The sequence below is a fragment of the Escherichia sp. MOD1-EC4550 genome, from assembly GCF_963876935.1.
Taxonomy (GTDB): domain Bacteria; phylum Pseudomonadota; class Gammaproteobacteria; order Enterobacterales; family Enterobacteriaceae; genus Escherichia; species Escherichia coli_F.
In genome coordinates, this window is record NZ_CAWNSE010000034.1 from 30,943 (window position 1) to 50,444 (window position 19,502).

Genomic DNA, 19,502 nt, shown 5'->3' on the forward strand with positions numbered 1-19,502 from the left:
ATATCACAGATGAAAATCATTGAATTATTCATAATGTAAATACTTTATTGAACGATATATATCACAGATAATTTTTAATATATGCGTAAATATCCTTTAAGTTTTACTGAAGGATAAAAACATTGTGACTTTCTTTGATTTCTGGGGAAAAACCCGACGTGGCGAGAAAGAGGGTGGCGACGATTATCACCTTCTTTGCTGGCATTCGCTGGATGTAGCCGCGATAGGCTATTTAATGGTCAAAAACAACTGTTTCGGGCTGGCTGACTATTTTCGTCAATTAGGTTTCGCTGACACGGATCAGGCAGCACAATTTTTCGCCTGGTTGTTGTGCTGGCACGATACTGGAAAATTTGCCCGCTCATTTCAGCAACTTTACCTGCACCCACAACTCAAGGTTCCGGAAGGCGCAAGAAAGAATTACGAAAAGATCTCTCATTCAACGCTGGGTTACTGGTTGTGGAATCATTATTTAATTGAATGTGAAGAGTTGCTTCCCTCATCTTCACTCTCTCCCCGCAAACTTAAACGGGTAATAGAGATGTGGATGCCCATGACAACCGGGCATCATGGTCGGCCTCCTGATCGTATCGATGAACTGGACAACTTTCAGCCTGAAGACAAAGCTGCCGCACGAGATTTTCTCCTTGAAATCAAGGTACTGTTTCCGCTCATCGAGATCCCTACATTCTGGGATGATGACGAGGGCGTTGAACTTATAAAACATCTTTCCTGGTATATCTCTGCAACCGTCGTACTCGCAGACTGGACGGGATCGTCAACGCGATTTTTTCCACGTGTCGCACACGTAATGGATATTAAAGATTACTGGCAGAAGGCTTTAGTTCAGGCTCAAAACGCATTAACCGTCTTTCCCCCAAAAGCAGAAAGCGCGCCTTTCACTGGAATTAATACGCTGTTTCCTTTTATTGAGAACCCAACACCGTTACAGCAAAAGGTGTTGGATCTGGATATCAGCCAGCCAGGACCACAGTTGTTTATTCTGGAAGATGTGACTGGCGCAGGTAAAACAGAAGCGGCGCTTATCCTGGCGCACAGGTTGATGTCTGCGGGGAAAGCACAGGGTTTGTTTTTTGGTTTGCCAACAATGGCAACGGCCAATGCCATGTACGATAGGCTGGTAAAAACCTGGCTTGCTTTCTATTCGCCACAATCCCGCCCCAGCCTGGTGCTGGCACACAGCGCTCGTTCGCTAATGGATCGCTTTAACGCATCGCTGTGGTCTGGTGATTTTGTGGGGTCAGAAGAACCGGATGAACAAGCGTTCAGTCAGGGATGTGCGGCCTGGTTTGCTGACAGTAACAAGAAGGCGTTGCTGGCTGAAATTGGCGTCGGCACGCTGGATCAGGCGATGATGGCGGTGATGCCGTTCAAACATAATAATCTGCGGCTTCTGGGGCTGAGTAACAAAATCCTGCTAGCCGATGAGATCCACGCCTGTGACGCTTATATGTCGTGCATTCTTGAAGGGCTGATCGAGCGGCAGGCGCGTGGCGGAAACAGCGTTATTTTGCTTTCTGCTACGTTGTCTCAACAGCAGCGTGACAAACTCGTCGCCGCCTTTGCGCGTGGTGCAGAGGGCCAGCAAGAAGCTCCGTTGCTGGAAAAAGATGATTATCCCTGGCTGACGCATGTCACGAAATCCGATGTGCATTCGCACCGGGTAGCGACGCGCAAAGACGTTGAGCGCAGCGTGAGTGTGGGTTGGCTTCATAGCGAACAAGAGTGTATTGCGCGTATCGAATCGGCGGTAAGTCAGGGGAAATGCATCGCCTGGATTCGGAATTCTGTCGATGACGCCATCCAGGTTCATCGTCAGCTGCTTGCCCGCGGCGTCATTCCTGCTTCCAGCCTTTCACTTTTTCATAGCCGCTTTGCTTTCAGCGATCGCCAGCGAATTGAAACGGAGACGCTGGCACGCTTTGGTAAAGAAGACTGTTCACAGCGTGCCGGAAAAGTCCTCATTTGTACTCAGGTCCTGGAGCAGAGCGTCGACTGCGACCTGGACGAAATGATTTCCGACCTTGCCCCTGTTGATTTGCTGATCCAGCGAGCAGGGCGATTACAGCGACATATCCGCGATATTAATGGTCAGTTAAAGCGTGACGGTAAAGACGAGCGTCACCCTCCTGTATTGCTGATTCTGGCCCCCGTCTGGGACGACTCTCCGGGTGAAGAATGGTTTGCCAGTGCCATGCGTAACAGTGCATTTGTCTATCCCGATCATGGGCGAATCTGGTTGACGCAGCGTGTGCTGCGTGAACAAGGCGCGATTCAGATGCCACACTCAGCCCGGCTTCTGATTGAATCAGTCTACGGTGAGGACGTGGTAATGCCGGAAGGGTTTGCCCGCAGCGAGCAGGAGCAAGTGGGCAAATACTACTGCGATCGTTCAATGGCTAATAAGTTTGTGCTGAACTTCAGGCCCGGCTATGCCGCCAATATCAACGATTACCTCCCGGAAAAACTGTCGACACGTCTGGCTGAAGAGTCTGTTTCCCTGTGGCTGGCTAGCTGTATTGACGGTGTAGTGAAGCCTTATGCCACCGGTGCACACGCATGGGAAATGAGCGTTGTCAGAGTGCGCCGAAGCTGGTGGAAAAAACATCGGGATGAGTTTTCTTTACTGGAAGGGGATGCGTTCAGGCAGTGGTGCGTTGAACAGCGGCAAGATCCGGAGATGGCAAACGTGATTTTAGTCACCGATGACGAAAGTTGTGGATATTCGGCTACGGAGGGATTGATTGGCAAGGTTGGTTGAGATGCCTGCGACAGGATTCTCTGAATAGTTGATACACAAAAAAGGATGGAAGGATGGATAACCGACCAGGGATGGTCTTTTTTACGAGAGGATGCGTATGAACTCGTTTTCACTTCTGACAACCCCGTGGTTGCCCGTTCGTTATAAAGACGGAACGACAGGCAAACTGGCGCCAGTCGATCTGGCGGATGAAAATGTTGTCGATATCGCTGCGCCGCGGGCAGATCTCCAGGGGGCGGCATGGCAGTTTTTGCTGGGACTACTACAAACCAGCTTCGCGCCCAAAAATCACGGTCGTTGGGATGATATCTGGGAAGACGGGCTGGAGGTTGAAAAGCTACGGGAAGCATTGCTGTCTTTAGAACACGCTTTCCAGTTTGGCCCAGATTCCCCTTCATTTATGCAGGATTTCGAGGCGCTTACGGGAGATAAAGTTCCGGTAGCTTCATTACTGCCTGAAATTCCCGGCTCTCAAACGACGAAGTTTAATAAAGACCACTTTATCAAGCGTGGTGTAACGGAACACCTGTGCCCCCATTGCTTAGCATTGGCCTTGTTCTCTTTACAGTTGAATGCACCAGCGGGCGGCAAAGGCTATCGCACCGGTTTGCGCGGCGGTGGGCCGATGACGACGCTGATTGAATTACAGGAATATCAGGGCAATCAACAAACACCCTTGTGGCGCAAACTGTGGCTCAACGTGATGCCGCAGGATGAATCTGACTTACCGCTACCCAAAAAATTTGACGATCTGGTTTTCCCCTGGCTTGGCCCGACGCATACCAGTGAACTGGCCGGTGCGGTGGTAACTGATGATCAGGTCAACAAACTCCAGGCGTACTGGGGAATGCCTCGGCGCATACGTGTTGATTTTAATACCACGACAGTCGGCAACTGCGATATTTGCGGTGAGCAGAGCGACGCGCTCCTGAGCCTGATGACGACCAAAAATTACGGTGCGAATTATGCCATGTGGCAGCATCCCTTAACGCCCTACCGTGTACCACTTAAAGAGGGCGGCGAGCTTTACTCGGTCAAGCCACAACCGGGCGGTTTAATCTGGCGCGACTGGTTAGGTCTTATCGAAACGGGTAAGTCAGAAAACAATACGGAATTTCCCGCGCTGGTGGTGAAACTCTTTAATGCCAGCAGTCTGAAACAGGCAAAAGTGGGCCTGTGGGGATTTGGCTATGATTTCGACAACATGAAAGCGCGCTGTTGGTACGAACACCATTTCCCGCTACTGCTCAATAAAAAAGAAGGCCAGATACCAAAGCTGCGGCTGGCTGCGCAAACGGCTTCACGGATTCTAAGTCTGTTACGGAGTGCATTGAAAGAAGCATGGTTCTCCGATCCAAAAGGTGCACGGGGTGATTTCAGTTTTGTGGATATCGACTTCTGGAACAAAACTCAGCATCGCTTCCTGAGGTTAGTGCGTCAAATTGAAGAAGGTCAGGAGCCGGATGAATTACTCAGCAAATGGCAAAAGGAAATGTGGTTATTCGCGCGTCAGGATTTTGACGAGCGGGTATTCACTAATCCTTATGAGCCCGTTGATTTGAAACGCGTCATGACCGCGCGCAAGAAATATTTTACAACATCGGCGGAGAAGCAAAGTGCTAAAGCCGCCAGGGAGAAAAAGCAGGAGGCTGCTGAATGAGTATTGTAAAAGAGGAGCACAAAGCCACGCTGCGCAAATGGCACGAGGAATTGCAGGAAAAACGCGGCAATCGTGCCAGTCTGCGGCGTAGTACGACGGTTAATGATGTTTGTTTGTCAGAAGGGTTTCGTTCTCTGCTAATGCAGACCCACACGTTGTGGAAAGTTGAAGCGCAAGAGTGGCGTTTTACCGCACTGGCACTGGTCGCTGCAGTTAGCGCCAATGTAAAAGCCATTGATGAACGGCAGCCTTTTGCCGCGCAGCTGGCGGCAGTAATGTCAGAAGGGCGGTTTTCGCGCCTGTCGGCAGTAAAAACGCCGGATGATTTACTGCGCCAGTTACGTCGCGCGGTCAAATTATTAAACGGTTCCGTCAATCTTATCTCTTTGGCAGACGATATTTTCCGCTGGTGCCAGGAGAGTGACGACCTGCTCAACCATCACCGCCGTCAGCAGCGGCCAACAGAATTTATCCGTATCCGCTGGGCGCTGGAATATTACCAGGCTGGCGACGCCGATAACGAACAAAATTAATAAAGGACTATCTCATGACGACATTTATTCAGCTCCATTTGTTAACCGCTTACCCTGCAGCCAACCTTAACCGTGATGACACCGGTGCGCCGAAAACCGTGGTGCTGGGTGGAGCAACGCGTCTGCGCGTTTCCTCGCAAAGTCTGAAACGTGCGTGGCGCACTTCTGCACTTTTTGAACAGTCGCTGGCGGGCCATATTGGTATTCGTAGTGGGCGTATCGCGCGCGAGGCAGCAACTATCATGATTGAGAAAGGAATCGAAGAAAAAAAAGCCATCGAATGGGCGGCAGATATTGCCGATTATCTTGGTAAAGCCAAAAAAGACAAAAAACCAAAAGATCCGCTCACTAACGCTGAAACTGAACAGCTCGTCCATATCAGCCCGGCAGAATTTGACGCCGTAAAAGCGCTGGCCCATCAACTGGCAGAAGAAAAGCGCGCGCCAAAAGAGGACGATCTCGCTTTGTTACGTAAAGACCGCATGGCGGTAGATATCGCCATGTTTGGTCGTATGCTGGCGAATAAACCTGAGTTTAATGTTGAAGCCGCCTGTCAGGTCGCGCACGCGTTTGGTGTCAGTGAAACGATTGTCGAAGATGATTTTTTCACCGCCGTTGATGATTTGCGCCAGGCCTCTGAAGATGCTGGTGCAGGGCATCTTGGTGAAACTGGATTTGGTTCTGCGCTGTTCTACACCTATATCTGCATTGATAAAGATCTGCTGGTCGAAAACCTCGGCGGTGACGAAGCGTTGGCTAATCAGACTATACGCGCCTTTACGGAAGCCGCGCTTAAAGTCTCCCCAACCGGCAAACAGAACAGCTTTGCCAGCCGTGCCTACGCCTCCTGGGCGCTGGCAGAAAAAGGCACCGAACAACCGCGTTCTCTGGCGGCGGCTTTCTATGAACCCATTAATGGCACACGTCAGTTAGATGTGGCGGTGCAGCGTATTACAACGCTTCGCGAAAACATGAATACGGTTTACGAACAGAAGACCGAATGCGCAAGTTTTGACGTGATGAACAAACAGGGAAGCATGAAGGACGTGCTGGACTTTATCTGCGCGTAAGGGGCGGCTTATGAGCCAATATCTGATTTTTCAGCTTCATGGGCCAATGGCATCCTGGGGCGTTGATGCACCCGGTGAGGTGCGTCATACCCATGAACTGCCTTCGCGTTCAGCATTGCTGGGGCTGCTGGCTGCCGGGGTAGGGATACGGCGTGATGACACCGAATGCTTAAACGCGTTTAATCGCCACTATTCACTGGTGGTTTGCGCCAGCCGTAACCCGCGCTGGGCACGGGATTATCACACGGTCCAGATGCCAAAAGAGGTGCGTAAAGCGCGTTATTTCAGCCGTCGCGAAGAGTTGAGCGACCCTGATCTTCTAAGCGCGATTATCTCCCGGCGCGACTACTACACCGATGCCTGGTGGATGGTGGCCGTGGCAACAACAGCTGATGCGCCTTACAGCCTCGAACAGTTGCAGGAAGGTTTACGCCATCCGGTTTTTCCGCTTTATCTGGGGCGAAAAAGCCATCCGCTGGCATTACCCCTTGCGCCGTTACTGCTTGAAGGTAACGCGTCTGATGCCTTACGTAACGCATACCAACAGTATCAGGATCGTTTCCACGAACTGAAAGTCTCACTCCCGAAACTTCAGGATGAATGCTGGTGGGAAGGGGAGCACGATGGCCTGGTCTCGAGCAAAATATTACGCCGCCGGGATGTTCCTTTAAATCGTCAGCAGTGGCTGTTTGGGGAACGCACCGTCAATCAGGGGCCGTGGCTCAGCAAGGAGGAACCATGTACCTCTCAAGAATAACCTTACATACCGGCCAGCTTTCGCCTGCGCAGTTACTGCATCTGGTGGATCGCGGTGAATATGTGATGCATCAGTGGCTGTGGGATCTTTTTCCTGGCGGCAAAGAAAGGCAATTTCTTTATCGTCGGGAAGAACTCCAGGGCGCGTTTCGCTTTTTTGTCCTGTCGCAGGAACGCCCGGCGGAAAGTGAAACGTTCACCATCGAATGCCGGTCATTTGCGCCGGAGCTGCGTACCGGACAATCCCTTTTTTTCAACCTGCGAGCGAATCCAACAGTCTGTAAAGCGGGTAAGCGCCACGATCTGCTGATGGAGGCGAAACGGCAGGTGAGGGGGCAGGCGGAAGGAAGAAATGTCTGGTTGCATCAACAACAGGCGGCGCTGGACTGGCTGGCAGCGCAGGGGGAGAGAAGCGGTTTTACACTGCTGGATACCTCGGTCGATGCCTACCGACAACAGCAACTGCGGCGGGAAAACTCCCGGCAACTGATCCAGTTCAGTAGCGTGGATTATACAGGGATGCTTACAGTCACTGATCTAGGGTTATTTCTGCAACGTCTCTGCCTGGGGTATGGCAAAAGCCGGGCGTTCGGCTGTGGTCTGATGTTAATCAAACCCGGAGCAGAGGCGTGACGTTTGTACCACTGAGTCCGATCCCGTTAAAAGATCGCACCTCCATGATCTTCCTCCAGTACGGTCAAATCGACGTACTGGACGGGGCTTTCGTGCTGATCGACAAAACAGGGATCCGCACGCATATTCCGGTGGGATCGGTCGCTTGCATAATGCTCGAACCAGGAACGAGAGTTTCCCACGCGGCGGTGCATCTGGCCGCCACGGTGGGGACACTGCTGGTCTGGGTCGGTGAAGCGGGCGTTCGCGTTTACTCCTCCGGACAACCCGGAGGGGCGCGGGCAGATAAATTACTCTACCAGGCAAAGCTGGCTTTAACGGAAGATCTACGGTTGAAGGTGGTGCGCAAAATGTATGAATTACGTTTTCGTGAACCACCGCCAGCTCGCCGTTCAGTGGAGCAGCTACGGGGAATTGAGGGAGCCCGAGTACGCCAGACCTATGCATTACTGGCGAAGCAATATGGTGTGAAATGGAATGGTCGCAACTACGATCCTAAAGACTGGGAAAAAGGCGATGTTGTGAATCGCTGCATCAGTGCTGCCACATCATGCCTGTACGGTATATCTGAAGCGGCGGTATTAGCCGCGGGATATGCGCCCGCTATTGGTTTTATCCATGGTGGCAAACCGCTTTCATTTGTTTATGACATAGCCGATATCATTAAATTTGATACGGTTGTGCCAAAGGCATTTGAAATAGCGGCAAGACACCCGGCAGAACCTGATAAAGAAGTGAGACTGGCCTGCCGTGATATTTTCCGTAGTAGTAAATTAACGGGCAAATTAATTCCGTTAATTGAGGAAGTCCTTGCCGCCGGTGAAATTGAACCACCACAACCTGCGCCGGATATGTTACCGCCAGCTATCCCGGAACCTGAAACGCTGGGTGATAGTGGTCACCGGGGGCGCAGCGGATGAGCATGGTCGTGGTTGTTACAGAAAATGTCCCGCCGCGCTTACGTGGACGGCTCGCGATCTGGCTACTGGAAGTGCGTGCTGGTGTTTATGTTGGTGATACATCCAAACGTATTCGGGAGATGATCTGGCAGCAAATCTCCCAACTGGCAGGTTGCGGAAATGTGGTCATGGCCTGGGCGACCAATACCGAGTCGGGTTTTGAATTTCAGACCTGGGGTGAAAACAGACGTATTCCGGTGGATTTGGATGGGTTACGGTTGGTTTCGTTTCTTCCTGTTGAGAATCAATAAGTTACCCGTTCTTTAAAAATAAGGAAATGTTTGAATTTAGTTGGTAGATTGTTGATGTGGAATAAAATTGTTTAAAAACAGATACGTATGCTTAGTGTGTTCCCCGCGCCAGCGGGGATAAACCGTCCGCGTGTCGCGCTGTCGCGCAGCCGGACGAGTGTTCCCCGCGCCAGCGGGGATAAACCGATCCCGCAGACTCAAACCGCGTTGATTTAATTGTGTTCCCCGCGCCAGCGGGGATAAACCGGTCGCCAGCACGTCACAAACGGCAACGCGCTGGTGTTCCCCGCGCCAGCGGGGATAAACCGCCACTTAACCGAACTTCATCGCAAAACACGCGGTGTTCCCCGCGCCAGCGGGGATAAACCGAAATCGGCGCGGAGCATTTACGCCCGGAGTTGGTGTTCCCCGCGCCAGCGGGGATAAACCGTGGATAATCCCCCCCATCCCAGTGGCTACCGTGTGTTCCCCGCGCCAGCGGGGATAAACCGAGAGGGTTAATTGTCCGCGTTCGTCGGCCAGCGTGTTCCCCGCGCCAGCGGGGATAAACCGACATAAACGCCGCGAGAGAGCCAAGGGCCGTTGTGTTCCCCGCGCCAGCGGGGATAAACCGGTAACCACATGACACGTATCGCCTCTCCATTTGTGTTCCCCGCGCCAGCGGGGATAAACCGTCGATCTCGCAACCACCGTTGATCTCGCAGATGTGTTCCCCGCGCCAGCGGGGATAAACCGCCGACGTACAACTACGGCGGTGTGTCGATTCCGTGTTCCCCGCGCCAGCGGGGATAAACCGCAGCCGACGCGCAGAAACCTGCCGGGGCGACAGTGTTCCCCGCGCCAGCGGGGATAAACCGTACGGCACAGTAACAAACGGTTATCAAAGTTGGTGTTCCCCGCGCCAGCGGGGATAAACCGTTTTTTATTGAGACGCTCCCGGATGAGGTTATGTGTTCCCCGCGCCAGCGGGGATAAACCGGGTTGCCTTTAACATACCCTCGCTCATACCCCGTGTTCCCCGCGCCAGCGGGGATAAACCGTACGCAAACGGCTAGCGATATCGCCTGCTGCGGTGTTCCCCGCGCCAGCGGGGATAAACCGCCTGAGCAACGCTGGCGGGAAGTAATGGCGGCGTGTTCCCCGCGCCAGCGGGGATAAACCGACCGTATTCAGCTATCGCGGCAGGTTTACGAGGTGTTCCCCGCGCCAGCGGGGATAAACCGAATGCAAATGAAAGTTTTGCTCGCGCGTGTTTGTGTTCCCCGCGCCAGCGGGGATAAACCGGATGCCGCTGTCGGCAAATGGGGCGGCACTGAGTGTTCCCCGCGCCAGCGGGGATAAACCGTCCCAGCCCTGTTAGTATTTCTGCCGCCGCATGTGTTCCCCGCGCCAGCGGGGATAAACCGTGGAAAGGGCGAACGGTTTGCAGTTCATGCCAGTGTTCCCCGCGCCAGCGGGGATAAACCGGTAACAGGGCTATTTCCCGAACCTATCGCCTCGTGTTCCCCGCGCCAGCGGGGATAAACCGGGTTCAACCTGCATTCACCGACGGCCATAAGGGTGTTCCCCGCGCCAGCGGGGATAAACCGACACATTATCAATGCTGACCTTCGGGCCTAATGTGTTCCCCGCGCCAGCGGGGATAAACCGCATTCGCGCACGCCAGGTTATGACCGGCGAAGGTGTTCCCCGCGCCAGCGGGGATAAACCTCTGTCTCAACGCTGTAGTGCAGGTTATTTGTCGTGTTCCCCGCGCCAGCGGGGATAAACCTCTGTCTCAACGCTGTAGTGCAGGTTATTTGTCGTGTTCCCCGCGCCAGCGGGGATAAACCCTGCGCTGCTTTTTCTTCCGGTGGCACGTCCTCGTGTTCCCCGCGCCAGCGGGGATAAACCGTCAGCGACAACGTCGCCAGGACGACTACTGCTGTGTTCCCCGCGCCAGCGGGGATAAACCGTCGACAATGGATAAGTTGACTTCAGGTCTGGGGAGTTCCCCGCGCTAGCGGGAATAAACCGTGCAGTACGCCTGATGACAAACCAAGCATCGGGAGTTCCCCCGCGTCAGCGGGGGAACTCCCAGCTCCCATTTTCAAGCTCATCAAGACGCCTTCGCCAGTTCCTTCACCAGCGGTAGCATTATCCGCATAACGTCACGGCAGCGACGTTCTATTCTTCCAGGAAGCGCCTTATCAATATGCTGTTGATTATCAAGCCTTACATCATGCCAGCTATTTCCCGCCGGGAAGGCCGGTGTTTTTGCGCGTTGCTGATAACCATCCTTATTTCCAAGATTCCAGTTGGTCGCCTCCACCGAAAGTACCGCAATACCGGCTTTGTCGAAAACTTCTGCATCGTTACAACACCCGGTGCCTTTCGGATAGTTTTTATTCAAACCTGGATTTATTGTCGCTGCAATCCCATGATTACGCGCAATTGCCAGCGCTCGATCACGGGTTAATTTCCTGACAGCCTCTGGTGTATTTACACCACTATTAAAATACAATTTATCGCCAACAATTAAGTTATCGAGATTAATCACCAGCAGCGTATTTTTCTTTTCGGTGTCACTCATCCGTTTGAGTAAATTCTCAGCGCCTAATTTTCCTTCCTCTTCGCCGCTGGTCGCCACAAATCGAATACCATACTCGGTAGGCGTATTTTTCAGGCGTTCAGCCAGTTCCAGCATGACACCTAAACCTGCGGCGTTATCATCCATTCCTTGTAACGTTAGCCCGCCGAGATTGGCATCGGCGTCAGCATCGCTCAGCGGGGCGTAAGTATCCAGATGCGCCATAATGATGATCTGCTGCGGCGCTTTGCCTTCATGAGCGGCAATCACCGTACTTCCCGTCACGTTATGCCAGCTCTTGCGATTATCGCGGGCGGTGTAAATATATCGGCTATTAAATGTCCGAATATCACTGCGATAACCCATCTGTTGAAACTGTTGGCGAATATAATCGGCAGATAACATTTCTGCAGGAGTTCCGGTCATGCGTCCCGGAAAGAAAGTAGCAATATGTCGTGCCTGTGTATTAGCAAAATCACCAGGTTTAGGTGACGAGGCGTGTACGGGGAGAATAAAGCATACGCCGAGCGCCAGGGCAGCGGTACGGTGGCGCAATGCGGAAAACATAGTGAGTCCTTAAATACCATGCAAATTTTTTTACCGCCATAGTATGAAACTGCCGCTGCGCTAAAACAATTTCAAATCTTCCTAAACGCCCGAAATCCGGTGCCTTAAGCACTTTTTGATATTAGCTTTGCCAAATCGTTATTCCGTTAAGGAACTACTCATTCTAATTGGTAATTTCATTCGTTCTCTTACGCTCCCTATAGTCGAAACATCTGATGGCAAGAAAATAGCGGTATTGCAAAGGAACGGTTATGGATCAAAAACGACTTACTCACCTGCGGCAACTGGAGGCGGAAAGCATCCACATTATTCGCGAGGTGGCGGCAGAATTCTCAAATCCGGTGATGCTCTACTCTATCGGTAAAGATTCCAGCGTCATGCTGCATCTGGCGCGCAAGGCGTTTTATCCGGGTACGCTGCCTTTCCCTCTGCTGCATGTTGATACTGGCTGGAAATTCCGCGAGATGTATGAGTTTCGCGATCGTACGGCTAAAGCCTATGGCTGCGAGTTGCTGGTGCATAAAAACCCGGAAGGCGTGGCGATGGGGATTAATCCATTCGTACACGGCAGCGCAAAACATACCGATATTATGAAAACCGAAGGTTTGAAACAGGCGTTGAACAAGTACGGTTTTGATGCCGCCTTCGGTGGCGCACGTCGTGACGAAGAGAAATCCCGCGCTAAGGAGCGAATCTACTCTTTCCGTGACCGCTTCCATCGCTGGGATCCGAAAAATCAGCGCCCGGAGCTGTGGCACAACTACAACGGGCAAATTAACAAAGGCGAAAGCATCCGCGTTTTCCCGCTCTCTAACTGGACCGAGCAGGATATCTGGCAATACATCTGGCTGGAAAATATCGACATTGTCCCGCTGTATCTCGCTGCTGAACGTCCGGTTCTGGAACGCGACGGTATGTTGATGATGATTGATGACAACCGTATCGACCTGCAACCGGGCGAAGTGATTAAAAAACGGATGGTGCGTTTCCGTACGCTGGGCTGCTGGCCGCTGACCGGCGCGGTGGAGTCAAATGCGCAAACACTGCCGGAAATCATCGAAGAGATGCTGGTTTCCACCACCAGTGAACGTCAGGGGCGCGTGATTGACCGCGACCAGGCAGGTTCTATGGAGCTGAAAAAACGTCAGGGGTATTTTTAAGATGAACACTGCACTTGCACAACAAATTGCCAATGAAGGCGGCGTTGAAGCCTGGATGATTGCGCAACAACATAAAAGCCTGCTGCGTTTTCTGACCTGTGGTAGCGTCGATGACGGCAAAAGTACCCTGATTGGTCGCCTGCTGCACGATACCCGCCAAATCTACGAAGATCAGCTCTCATCGCTGCATAACGACAGTAAACGTCACGGCACCCAGGGTGAAAAACTGGATCTGGCCCTGCTGGTGGACGGCCTGCAAGCTGAGCGTGAACAGGGCATCACTATTGATGTGGCCTACCGCTATTTCTCTACCGAGAAGCGTAAATTTATTATCGCCGACACCCCAGGGCACGAGCAGTACACCCGCAATATGGCGACTGGCGCATCGACATGTGAACTGGCGATCTTACTGATCGATGCCCGTAAAGGCGTGCTCGATCAAACCCGTCGTCACAGTTTTATCTCCACACTGTTGGGGATCAAACATCTGGTCGTGGCGATCAACAAAATGGATCTGGTGGATTACAGTGAAGAGACGTTCACCCGTATTCGTGAAGATTATCTGACTTTTGCCGAGCAGTTGCCGGGTAATCTGGATATTCGCTTTGTGCCGCTCTCCGCGCTGGAAGGCGACAACGTGGCTGCGCAAAGTGAAAGCATGCCGTGGTACAGCGGTCCGACACTACTCGAAGTACTGGAAACCGTGGAGATACAGCGAGTGGTGGATGCCCAGCCAATGCGCTTTCCGGTGCAGTACGTTAACCGCCCGAATCTTGATTTTCGTGGCTACGCCGGAACGCTGGCATCCGGTCGCGTGGAAGTCGGGCAACGAGTCAAAGTGTTGCCTTCGGGAGTGGAGTCAAACATTGCGCGGATCGTGACCTTTGATGGCGATCGCGAAGAAGCCTTTGCCGGAGAAGTGATCACCCTGGTGCTGACGGATGAGATCGACATCAGCCGTGGCGATCTGCTGCTGGCGGCAGACGAAGCGTTACCGGCTGTGCAGAGCGCGTCGGTGGATGTGGTATGGATGGCGGAACAGCCGCTTTCCCCGGGCCAGAGTTACGACATCAAAATTGCCGGTAAGAAGACGCGTGCTCGTGTTGATGGCATTCGTTATCAGGTTGATATCAATAACCTTACCCAACGCGAAGTTGAAAACCTGCCGCTGAACGGCATCGGCCTGGTAGATCTCACCTTTGACGAGCCACTGGTGTTAGATCGTTATCAGCAAAACCCGGTTACCGGTGGGCTGATTTTTATCGATCGCCTGAGTAATGTGACCGTAGGTGCCGGTATGGTGCACGAACCAGTTAGCCAGGCAACTGCTGCGCCATCTGAATTCAGTGCATTCGAACTGGAATTGAATGCCCTGGTTCGCCGCCATTTCCCGCACTGGGGTGCGCGCGATTTACTGGGAGATAAATAATGGCGCTGCATGACGAAAACGTCGTCTGGCATAGCCACCCAGTAACTCCGCAACAACGCGAACAGCACCACGGTCATCGTGGTGTTGTGCTGTGGTTTACCGGCTTCTCTGGTTCCGGTAAATCAACCGTCGCGGGGGCGCTGGAGGAGGCGTTACATAACCTTGGTGTCAGTACGTATTTGCTGGATGGCGACAACGTCCGCCACGGCTTATGCAGCGATCTCGGTTTTAGCGATGCCGATCGTAAAGAGAATATCCGTCGCGTCGGTGAAGTGGCGAATTTAATGGTTGAAGCTGGACTGGTGGTGCTGACCGCTTTTATCTCGCCACACCGCGCCGAACGCCAGATGGTTCGCGAACGCGTAGGAGAAGGGCGTTTTATCGAAGTGTTTGTCGATACGCCGCTGGCGATTTGCGAGGCCCGCGATCCAAAAGGCTTATATAAGAAAGCACGTGCCGGTGAACTGCGTAACTTTACGGGAATAGATTCCGTTTACGAAGCACCTGAATCGGCAGAAATTCATCTCAATGGTGAACAATTAGTAACAAATTTGGTACAGCAATTATTAGATCTGTTGAGACAGAACGATATTATCAGATCCTGAGACACCACCGGGTTTCCATGCCCGGTCCGTCAAAGTTACAGGATCAAATATGCGTAATAGCCATAACATTACACTAACAAATAACGACAGCCTTACTGAGGATGAAGAAACCACATGGTCACTGCCAGGTGCTGTTGTCGGTTTTGTCTCCTGGTTATTTGCGCTGGCGATGCCGATGTTGATTTATGGCTCTAACACGCTGTTCTTCTTTATCTACACCTGGCCTTTCTTTCTGGCACTGATGCCTGTCGCGGTGGTGGTGGGGATTGCACTGCATTCATTGATGGACGGAAAGCTACGCTACAGTATTGTTTTCACCCTGGTAACAGTCGGCATTATGTTTGGCGCACTGTTTATGTGGCTACTGGGCTAATTTGTACTTTCCCGTCTCCTCTGTTCATAATTCAAACCGTAACGAATAATGAGATTATGTTCTGCACGCCCTGGGTATACGTAACAATGGACAAATGTGGTACATTTGCCCGCGTTGTCGCGGTATCCCCAACAGAGGATGTAGAGTCGTCTTCGGATGCATGGGATGATGATGCCGTTTTTCAGGGGGCAGGATGGGTAAACTAACGCTGCTGTTGCTGGCTATTCTGGTCTGGCTACAGTATTCGCTGTGGTTCGGTAAGAACGGTATACATGACTATACCCGCGTCAATGATGATGTGGCGGCACAGCAAGCTACAAACGCGAAACTTAAAGCGCGAAACGATCAACTTTTTGCCGAAATTGACGATCTCAATGGCGGCCAGGAGGCGCTCGAAGAGCGTGCGCGTAATGAACTCAGCATGACCAGGCCGGGCGAAACTTTTTATCGTCTGGTGCCTGACGCGTCGAAACGCGCACAGTCTGCGGGGCAAAACACTCGATAAATCAGCCCGGGAATTAACATGGCAACCACTCATTTGGATGTTTGCGCCGTGGTTCCGGCGGCCGGATTTGGCCGTCGAATGCAAACGGAATGTCCTAAGCAATATCTCTCAATCGGTAATCAAACCATTCTTGAACACTCGGTGCATGCGCTGCTGGCGCATCCCCGGGTGACTCGTGTCGTCATTGCCATAAGTCCTGGCGATAGCCGCTTTGCACAACTTCCTCTGGCGAATCATCCGCAAATCACCGTTGTAGATGGCGGTAATGAGCGTGCCGATTCCGTGCTGGCAGGTCTGAAAGCCGCTGACGGCGCGCAGTGGGTATTGGTGCATGACGCCGCTCGTCCTTGTCTGCATCAGGATGACCTTGCGCGATTGTTGGCGTTGAGCGAAACCAGTCGCACAGGGGGGATCCTCGCCGTACCGGTGCGCGATACCATGAAACGTGCCGAACCTGGCAAAAATGCCATTGCTCATACCGTTGATCGCAACGGCTTATGGCACGCGCTGACGCCGCAATTTTTCCCTCGTGAGCTGTTACATGACTGTCTGACGCGCGCTTTAAATGAAGGTGCGACTATTACCGACGAAGCCTCGGCGCTGGAATATTGCGGATTCCATCCGCAGTTGGTCGAAGGCCGCGCGGATAACATTAAAGTCACGCGTCCGGAAGATTTGGCACTGGCCGAGTTTTACCTCACCCGAACCATCCATCAGGAGAATACATAATGCGAATTGGACACGGTTTTGACGTACACGCCTTTGGCGGTGAAGGCCCAATTATCATTGGTGGCGTACGCATTCCTTACGAAAAAGGGTTGCTGGCGCATTCTGATGGCGACGTGGCGTTACATGCACTGACCGATGCATTGCTTGGTGCAGCGGCGTTGGGGGATATCGGCAAGCTGTTCCCGGATACCGATCCATCATTTAAAGGGGCCGACAGCCGCGAATTGCTGCGCGAAGCCTGGCGTCGTATTCAGGCGAAGGGGTATACCCTCGGTAACGTCGATGTCACTATCATCGCTCAGGCACCGAAGATGTTGCCGCATATTCCACAAATGCGCGTGTTTATTGCCGAAGATCTCGGCTGCCATATGGATGATGTTAACGTGAAAGCCACTACTACGGAAAAATTAGGATTTACCGGGCGTGGGGAAGGGATTGCCTGTGAAGCGGTGGCGCTACTCATTAAGGCAACAAAATGATTGAGTTTGATAATCTCACTTACCTCCACGGTAAACCGCAAGGTACCGGGCTGCTGAAAGCCAATCCGGAAGACTTTGTGGTGGTGGAAGATTTGGGCTTTGAGCCTGATGGTGAAGGTGAGCATATTCTGGTTAGAATCCTCAAAAACGGCTGTAATACCCGTTTTGTGGCGGATGCACTGGCGAAATTCCTGAAAATTCATGCCCGTGAAGTCAGCTTCGCTGGGCAAAAAGACAAACATGCTGTTACGGAACAGTGGTTATGCGCTCGCGTGCCAGGCAAAGAGATGCCCGATCTCAGTGCTTTTCAACTGGAAGGTTGTCAGGTGCTGGAGTATGCGCGGCACAAGCGTAAGCTGCGTTTAGGGGCGCTGAAAGGTAACGCTTTTACCCTGGTTCTGCGCGAAGTGAGTAATCGTGATGACGTTGAACAACGTCTGATCGATATTTGCGTAAAAGGTGTACCGAACTACTTTGGTGCCCAACGTTTTGGTATTAGCGGCAGCAACTTGCAGGGTGCGCTGCGCTGGGCGCAAACCAATACTCCGGTGCGCGATCGCAATAAACGGAGTTTTTGGTTGTCGGCAGCCCGCAGTGCGTTGTTTAATCAGATTGTTGCTGAGCGCCTCAAAAAAGCAGACGTTAATCAAGTTGTTGACGGCGATGCGCTACAATTAGCCGGACGTGGCAGCTGGTTTGTTGCCTCCAATGAAGAACTGGCGGAATTACAGCGTCGCGTCAACGATAAAGAGCTGATGATTACTGCTGCATTGCCGGGCAGTGGCGAATGGGGAACTCAGCGTGAAGCGCTGGCATTCGAACAAGCAGCTGTCGCCGAAGAAACTGAATTGCAAGCCTTACTGGTGCGCGAAAAAGTTGAAGCCGCGCGCAGAGCGATGCTGCTGTATCCGCAACAATTAAGCTGGAACTGGTGGGATGACGTCACCGTAGAAATCCGTTTCTGGCTTCCGGCAGGCAGTTTTGCGACCAGCGTTGTCAGGGAACTTATCAACACAACAGGTGATTATGCGCATATTGCTGAGTAATGATGACGGGGTACATGCACCCGGTATACAAACGCTGGCGAAAGCCTTGCGTGAGTTTGCTGACGTTCAGGTGGTCGCCCCCGATCGTAACCGCAGCGGCGCTTCAAATTCTCTGACACTGGAATCCTCCTTGCGCACGTTTACCTTTGAAAATGGTGATATTGCTGTGCAAATGGGAACCCCGACCGATTGCGTCTATCTTGGCGTGAATGCTCTGATGCGTCCGCGCCCGGACATTGTTGTGTCGGGGATTAACGCCGGGCCGAATCTGGGGGATGATGTTATTTATTCCGGTACGGTAGCCGCCGCGATGGAGGGCCGTCATTTAGGCTTTCCGGCGCTTGCTGTCTCGCTTGACGGGCATAAACATTACGACACTGCCGCGGCGGTAACCTGTTCCATTTTGCGCGCACTGTGTAAAGAGCCGCTGCGCACCGGGCGTATTCTCAATATTAACGTACCGGATTTACCGTTGGATCAAATCAAAGGTATTCGCGTGACGCGCTGCGGTACCCGACATCCGGCAGATCAGGTGATCCCGCAGCAAGATCCGCGCGGCAATACGCTGTACTGGATTGGCCCGCCGGGTGGTAAGTGCGATGCCGGTCCGGGGACCGATTTTGCTGCGGTCGATGAGGGCTATGTCTCTATCACGCCGCTGCATGTGGATTTAACTGCGCATAGCGCGCAAGATGTGGTTTCAGACTGGTTAAACAGCGTGGGAGTTGGCACGCAATGGTAAGCAGACGCGTACAAGCACTTCTGGATCAATTACGTGCGCAAGGTATTCAGGATGAGCAGGTGCTGAATGCACTTGCCGCCGTGCCGCGTGAAAAATTCGTTGATGAAGCGTTTGAACAAAAAGCCTGGGACAATATCGCCTTGCCGATAGGTCAGGGGCAGACAATTTCGCAGCCGTATATGGTGGCGCGAATGACCGAATTACTCGAGCTGACGCCGCAGTCGCGGGTGCTGGAAATTGGCACCGGTTCGGGATATCAAACGGCAATTCTAGCGCATCTTGTTCAGCATGTTTGCTCGGTTGAACGGATTAAAGGCTTGCAGTGGCAGGCGCGTCGCCGCTTGAAAAACCTTGATTTACATAATGTTTCAACCCGTCATGGCGATGGATGGCAAGGTTGGCAGGCACGTGCGCCGTTTGACGCTATCATTGTTACGGCGGCACCGCCGGAAATTCCAACTGCGCTAATGACGCAGCTGGACGAAGGCGGGATTCTCGTCTTACCCGTAGGGGAGGAGCACCAGTATTTGAAACGGGTGCGTCGTCGGGGAGGCGAATTTATTATTGATACCGTGGAGGCCGTGCGCTTTGTCCCTTTAGTGAAGGGTGAGCTGGCTTAAAACGTGAGGAAATACCTGGATTTTTCCTGGTTAT

18 protein-coding genes, 1 pseudogene and 1 CRISPR repeat array are annotated in these 19,502 nt (G+C 52.5%); of the genes and pseudogenes, 18 read left to right on the top strand and 1 reads right to left on the bottom strand.

The window, feature by feature from the left end:
• Positions 1 to 81: 81 nt before the first annotated feature.
• The 8 genes and pseudogenes from cas3 to cas2e all read left to right on the top strand — a co-directional run bounded on the left by cas3 (position 82) and on the right by cas2e (position 8,644).
• A pseudogene (cas3, locus tag AACU19_RS19510) lies at positions 82 to 2,782 on the top strand (CRISPR-associated helicase Cas3').
• Positions 2,783 to 2,879: 97 nt separating this feature from the next.
• A complete protein-coding gene (gene casA, locus AACU19_RS19515; protein ID WP_105278437.1) occupies positions 2,880 to 4,442 on the top strand; it encodes a type I-E CRISPR-associated protein Cse1/CasA in 1,563 nt (520 codons plus the stop codon).
• On the top strand, positions 4,439 to 4,975 hold the full coding sequence (gene casB, locus AACU19_RS19520; RefSeq protein ID WP_000029337.1) for a type I-E CRISPR-associated protein Cse2/CasB: 537 nt from the start codon (positions 4,439 to 4,441) through the stop codon (positions 4,973 to 4,975). The genes casA and casB overlap by 4 nt, the downstream gene beginning before the upstream one ends.
• Before the next feature lie 14 nt (positions 4,976 to 4,989).
• Positions 4,990 to 6,045, top strand: coding sequence for a type I-E CRISPR-associated protein Cas7/Cse4/CasC (gene cas7e / locus AACU19_RS19525; protein WP_039021112.1), 1,056 nt, complete (start codon positions 4,990 to 4,992; stop codon positions 6,043 to 6,045).
• Positions 6,046 to 6,055: 10 nt separating this feature from the next.
• Positions 6,056 to 6,802, top strand: coding sequence for a type I-E CRISPR-associated protein Cas5/CasD (cas5e, locus tag AACU19_RS19530; RefSeq protein WP_105278405.1), 747 nt, complete (start codon positions 6,056 to 6,058; stop codon positions 6,800 to 6,802).
• Complete coding sequence (gene cas6e, locus AACU19_RS19535) at positions 6,784 to 7,434, top strand: type I-E CRISPR-associated protein Cas6/Cse3/CasE (RefSeq protein WP_105278406.1); 651 nt, start codon at positions 6,784 to 6,786, stop codon at positions 7,432 to 7,434. Before cas5e ends, cas6e begins: the two co-directional genes overlap by 19 nt.
• Positions 7,431 to 8,354, top strand: a complete 924-nt coding sequence (gene cas1e / locus AACU19_RS19540) for a type I-E CRISPR-associated endonuclease Cas1e (RefSeq protein ID WP_105278407.1) — start codon at positions 7,431 to 7,433, stop codon at positions 8,352 to 8,354. The genes cas6e and cas1e overlap by 4 nt, the downstream gene beginning before the upstream one ends.
• Positions 8,351 to 8,644: a type I-E CRISPR-associated endoribonuclease Cas2e gene (gene cas2e / locus AACU19_RS19545; protein ID WP_000063171.1), complete on the top strand. Its 294-nt coding sequence runs from the start codon at positions 8,351 to 8,353 to the stop codon at positions 8,642 to 8,644. Before cas1e ends, cas2e begins: the two co-directional genes overlap by 4 nt.
• A 96-nt stretch (positions 8,645 to 8,740) precedes the next feature.
• A CRISPR array of direct repeats spans positions 8,741 to 10,660; the repeat unit is 29 nt; unit sequence GTGTTCCCCGCGCCAGCGGGGATAAACCG.
• A gap of 82 nt (positions 10,661 to 10,742) precedes the next feature.
• Here cas2e and iap read toward each other — a convergent pair.
• Positions 10,743 to 11,780, bottom strand: a complete 1,038-nt coding sequence (iap, locus tag AACU19_RS19550; protein WP_105278408.1) for an alkaline phosphatase isozyme conversion aminopeptidase — start codon at positions 11,778 to 11,780, stop codon at positions 10,743 to 10,745.
• Positions 11,781 to 12,031: 251 nt separating this feature from the next.
• On the opposite strand from iap, the gene cysD reads away from it, so the two are divergent.
• The 10 genes from cysD (at position 12,032) to pcm (ending at position 19,468) form a co-directional block, all read left to right on the top strand.
• The gene (gene cysD / locus AACU19_RS19555; protein WP_000372392.1) at positions 12,032 to 12,940 is read left to right on the top strand and encodes a sulfate adenylyltransferase subunit CysD; all 909 of its coding nucleotides are present in this window, start codon (positions 12,032 to 12,034) and stop codon (positions 12,938 to 12,940) included.
• Between the two features lies 1 nt (position 12,941).
• Entirely contained in the window at positions 12,942 to 14,369 is a 1,428-nt protein-coding gene (gene cysN / locus AACU19_RS19560; RefSeq protein WP_105278409.1) for a sulfate adenylyltransferase subunit CysN, read from the top strand.
• Positions 14,369 to 14,974 (top strand): adenylyl-sulfate kinase, encoded by a 606-nt coding sequence (gene cysC, locus AACU19_RS19565; RefSeq protein ID WP_105278410.1) that lies wholly within the window; start codon positions 14,369 to 14,371, stop codon positions 14,972 to 14,974. Before cysN ends, cysC begins: the two co-directional genes overlap by 1 nt.
• A gap of 49 nt (positions 14,975 to 15,023) precedes the next feature.
• Positions 15,024 to 15,347 carry a DUF3561 family protein gene (locus AACU19_RS19570; RefSeq protein ID WP_001246111.1) on the top strand — a complete coding sequence of 108 codons (324 nt, stop codon included), beginning with the start codon at positions 15,024 to 15,026 and terminating at the stop codon, positions 15,345 to 15,347.
• Between the two features lie 193 nt (positions 15,348 to 15,540).
• Positions 15,541 to 15,852 carry a cell division protein FtsB gene (gene ftsB / locus AACU19_RS19575; RefSeq protein ID WP_000517477.1) on the top strand — a complete coding sequence of 104 codons (312 nt, stop codon included), beginning with the start codon at positions 15,541 to 15,543 and terminating at the stop codon, positions 15,850 to 15,852.
• Between the two features lie 18 nt (positions 15,853 to 15,870).
• Complete coding sequence (gene ispD / locus AACU19_RS19580; RefSeq protein WP_000246156.1) at positions 15,871 to 16,581, top strand: 2-C-methyl-D-erythritol 4-phosphate cytidylyltransferase; 711 nt, start codon at positions 15,871 to 15,873, stop codon at positions 16,579 to 16,581.
• A complete protein-coding gene (gene ispF / locus AACU19_RS19585) occupies positions 16,581 to 17,060 on the top strand; it encodes a 2-C-methyl-D-erythritol 2,4-cyclodiphosphate synthase (protein WP_001219246.1) in 480 nt (159 codons plus the stop codon). The genes ispD and ispF overlap by 1 nt, the downstream gene beginning before the upstream one ends.
• Positions 17,057 to 18,106 carry a tRNA pseudouridine(13) synthase TruD gene (gene truD / locus AACU19_RS19590; RefSeq protein WP_000568944.1) on the top strand — a complete coding sequence of 350 codons (1,050 nt, stop codon included), beginning with the start codon at positions 17,057 to 17,059 and terminating at the stop codon, positions 18,104 to 18,106. Before ispF ends, truD begins: the two co-directional genes overlap by 4 nt.
• Positions 18,087 to 18,848, top strand: a complete 762-nt coding sequence (gene surE, locus AACU19_RS19595) for a 5'/3'-nucleotidase SurE (RefSeq protein ID WP_001295182.1) — start codon at positions 18,087 to 18,089, stop codon at positions 18,846 to 18,848. The genes truD and surE overlap by 20 nt, the downstream gene beginning before the upstream one ends.
• Entirely contained in the window at positions 18,842 to 19,468 is a 627-nt protein-coding gene (pcm, locus tag AACU19_RS19600) for a protein-L-isoaspartate O-methyltransferase (RefSeq protein WP_000254708.1), read from the top strand. The genes surE and pcm overlap by 7 nt, the downstream gene beginning before the upstream one ends.
• The last annotated feature ends 34 nt before the right edge of the window (positions 19,469 to 19,502 follow it).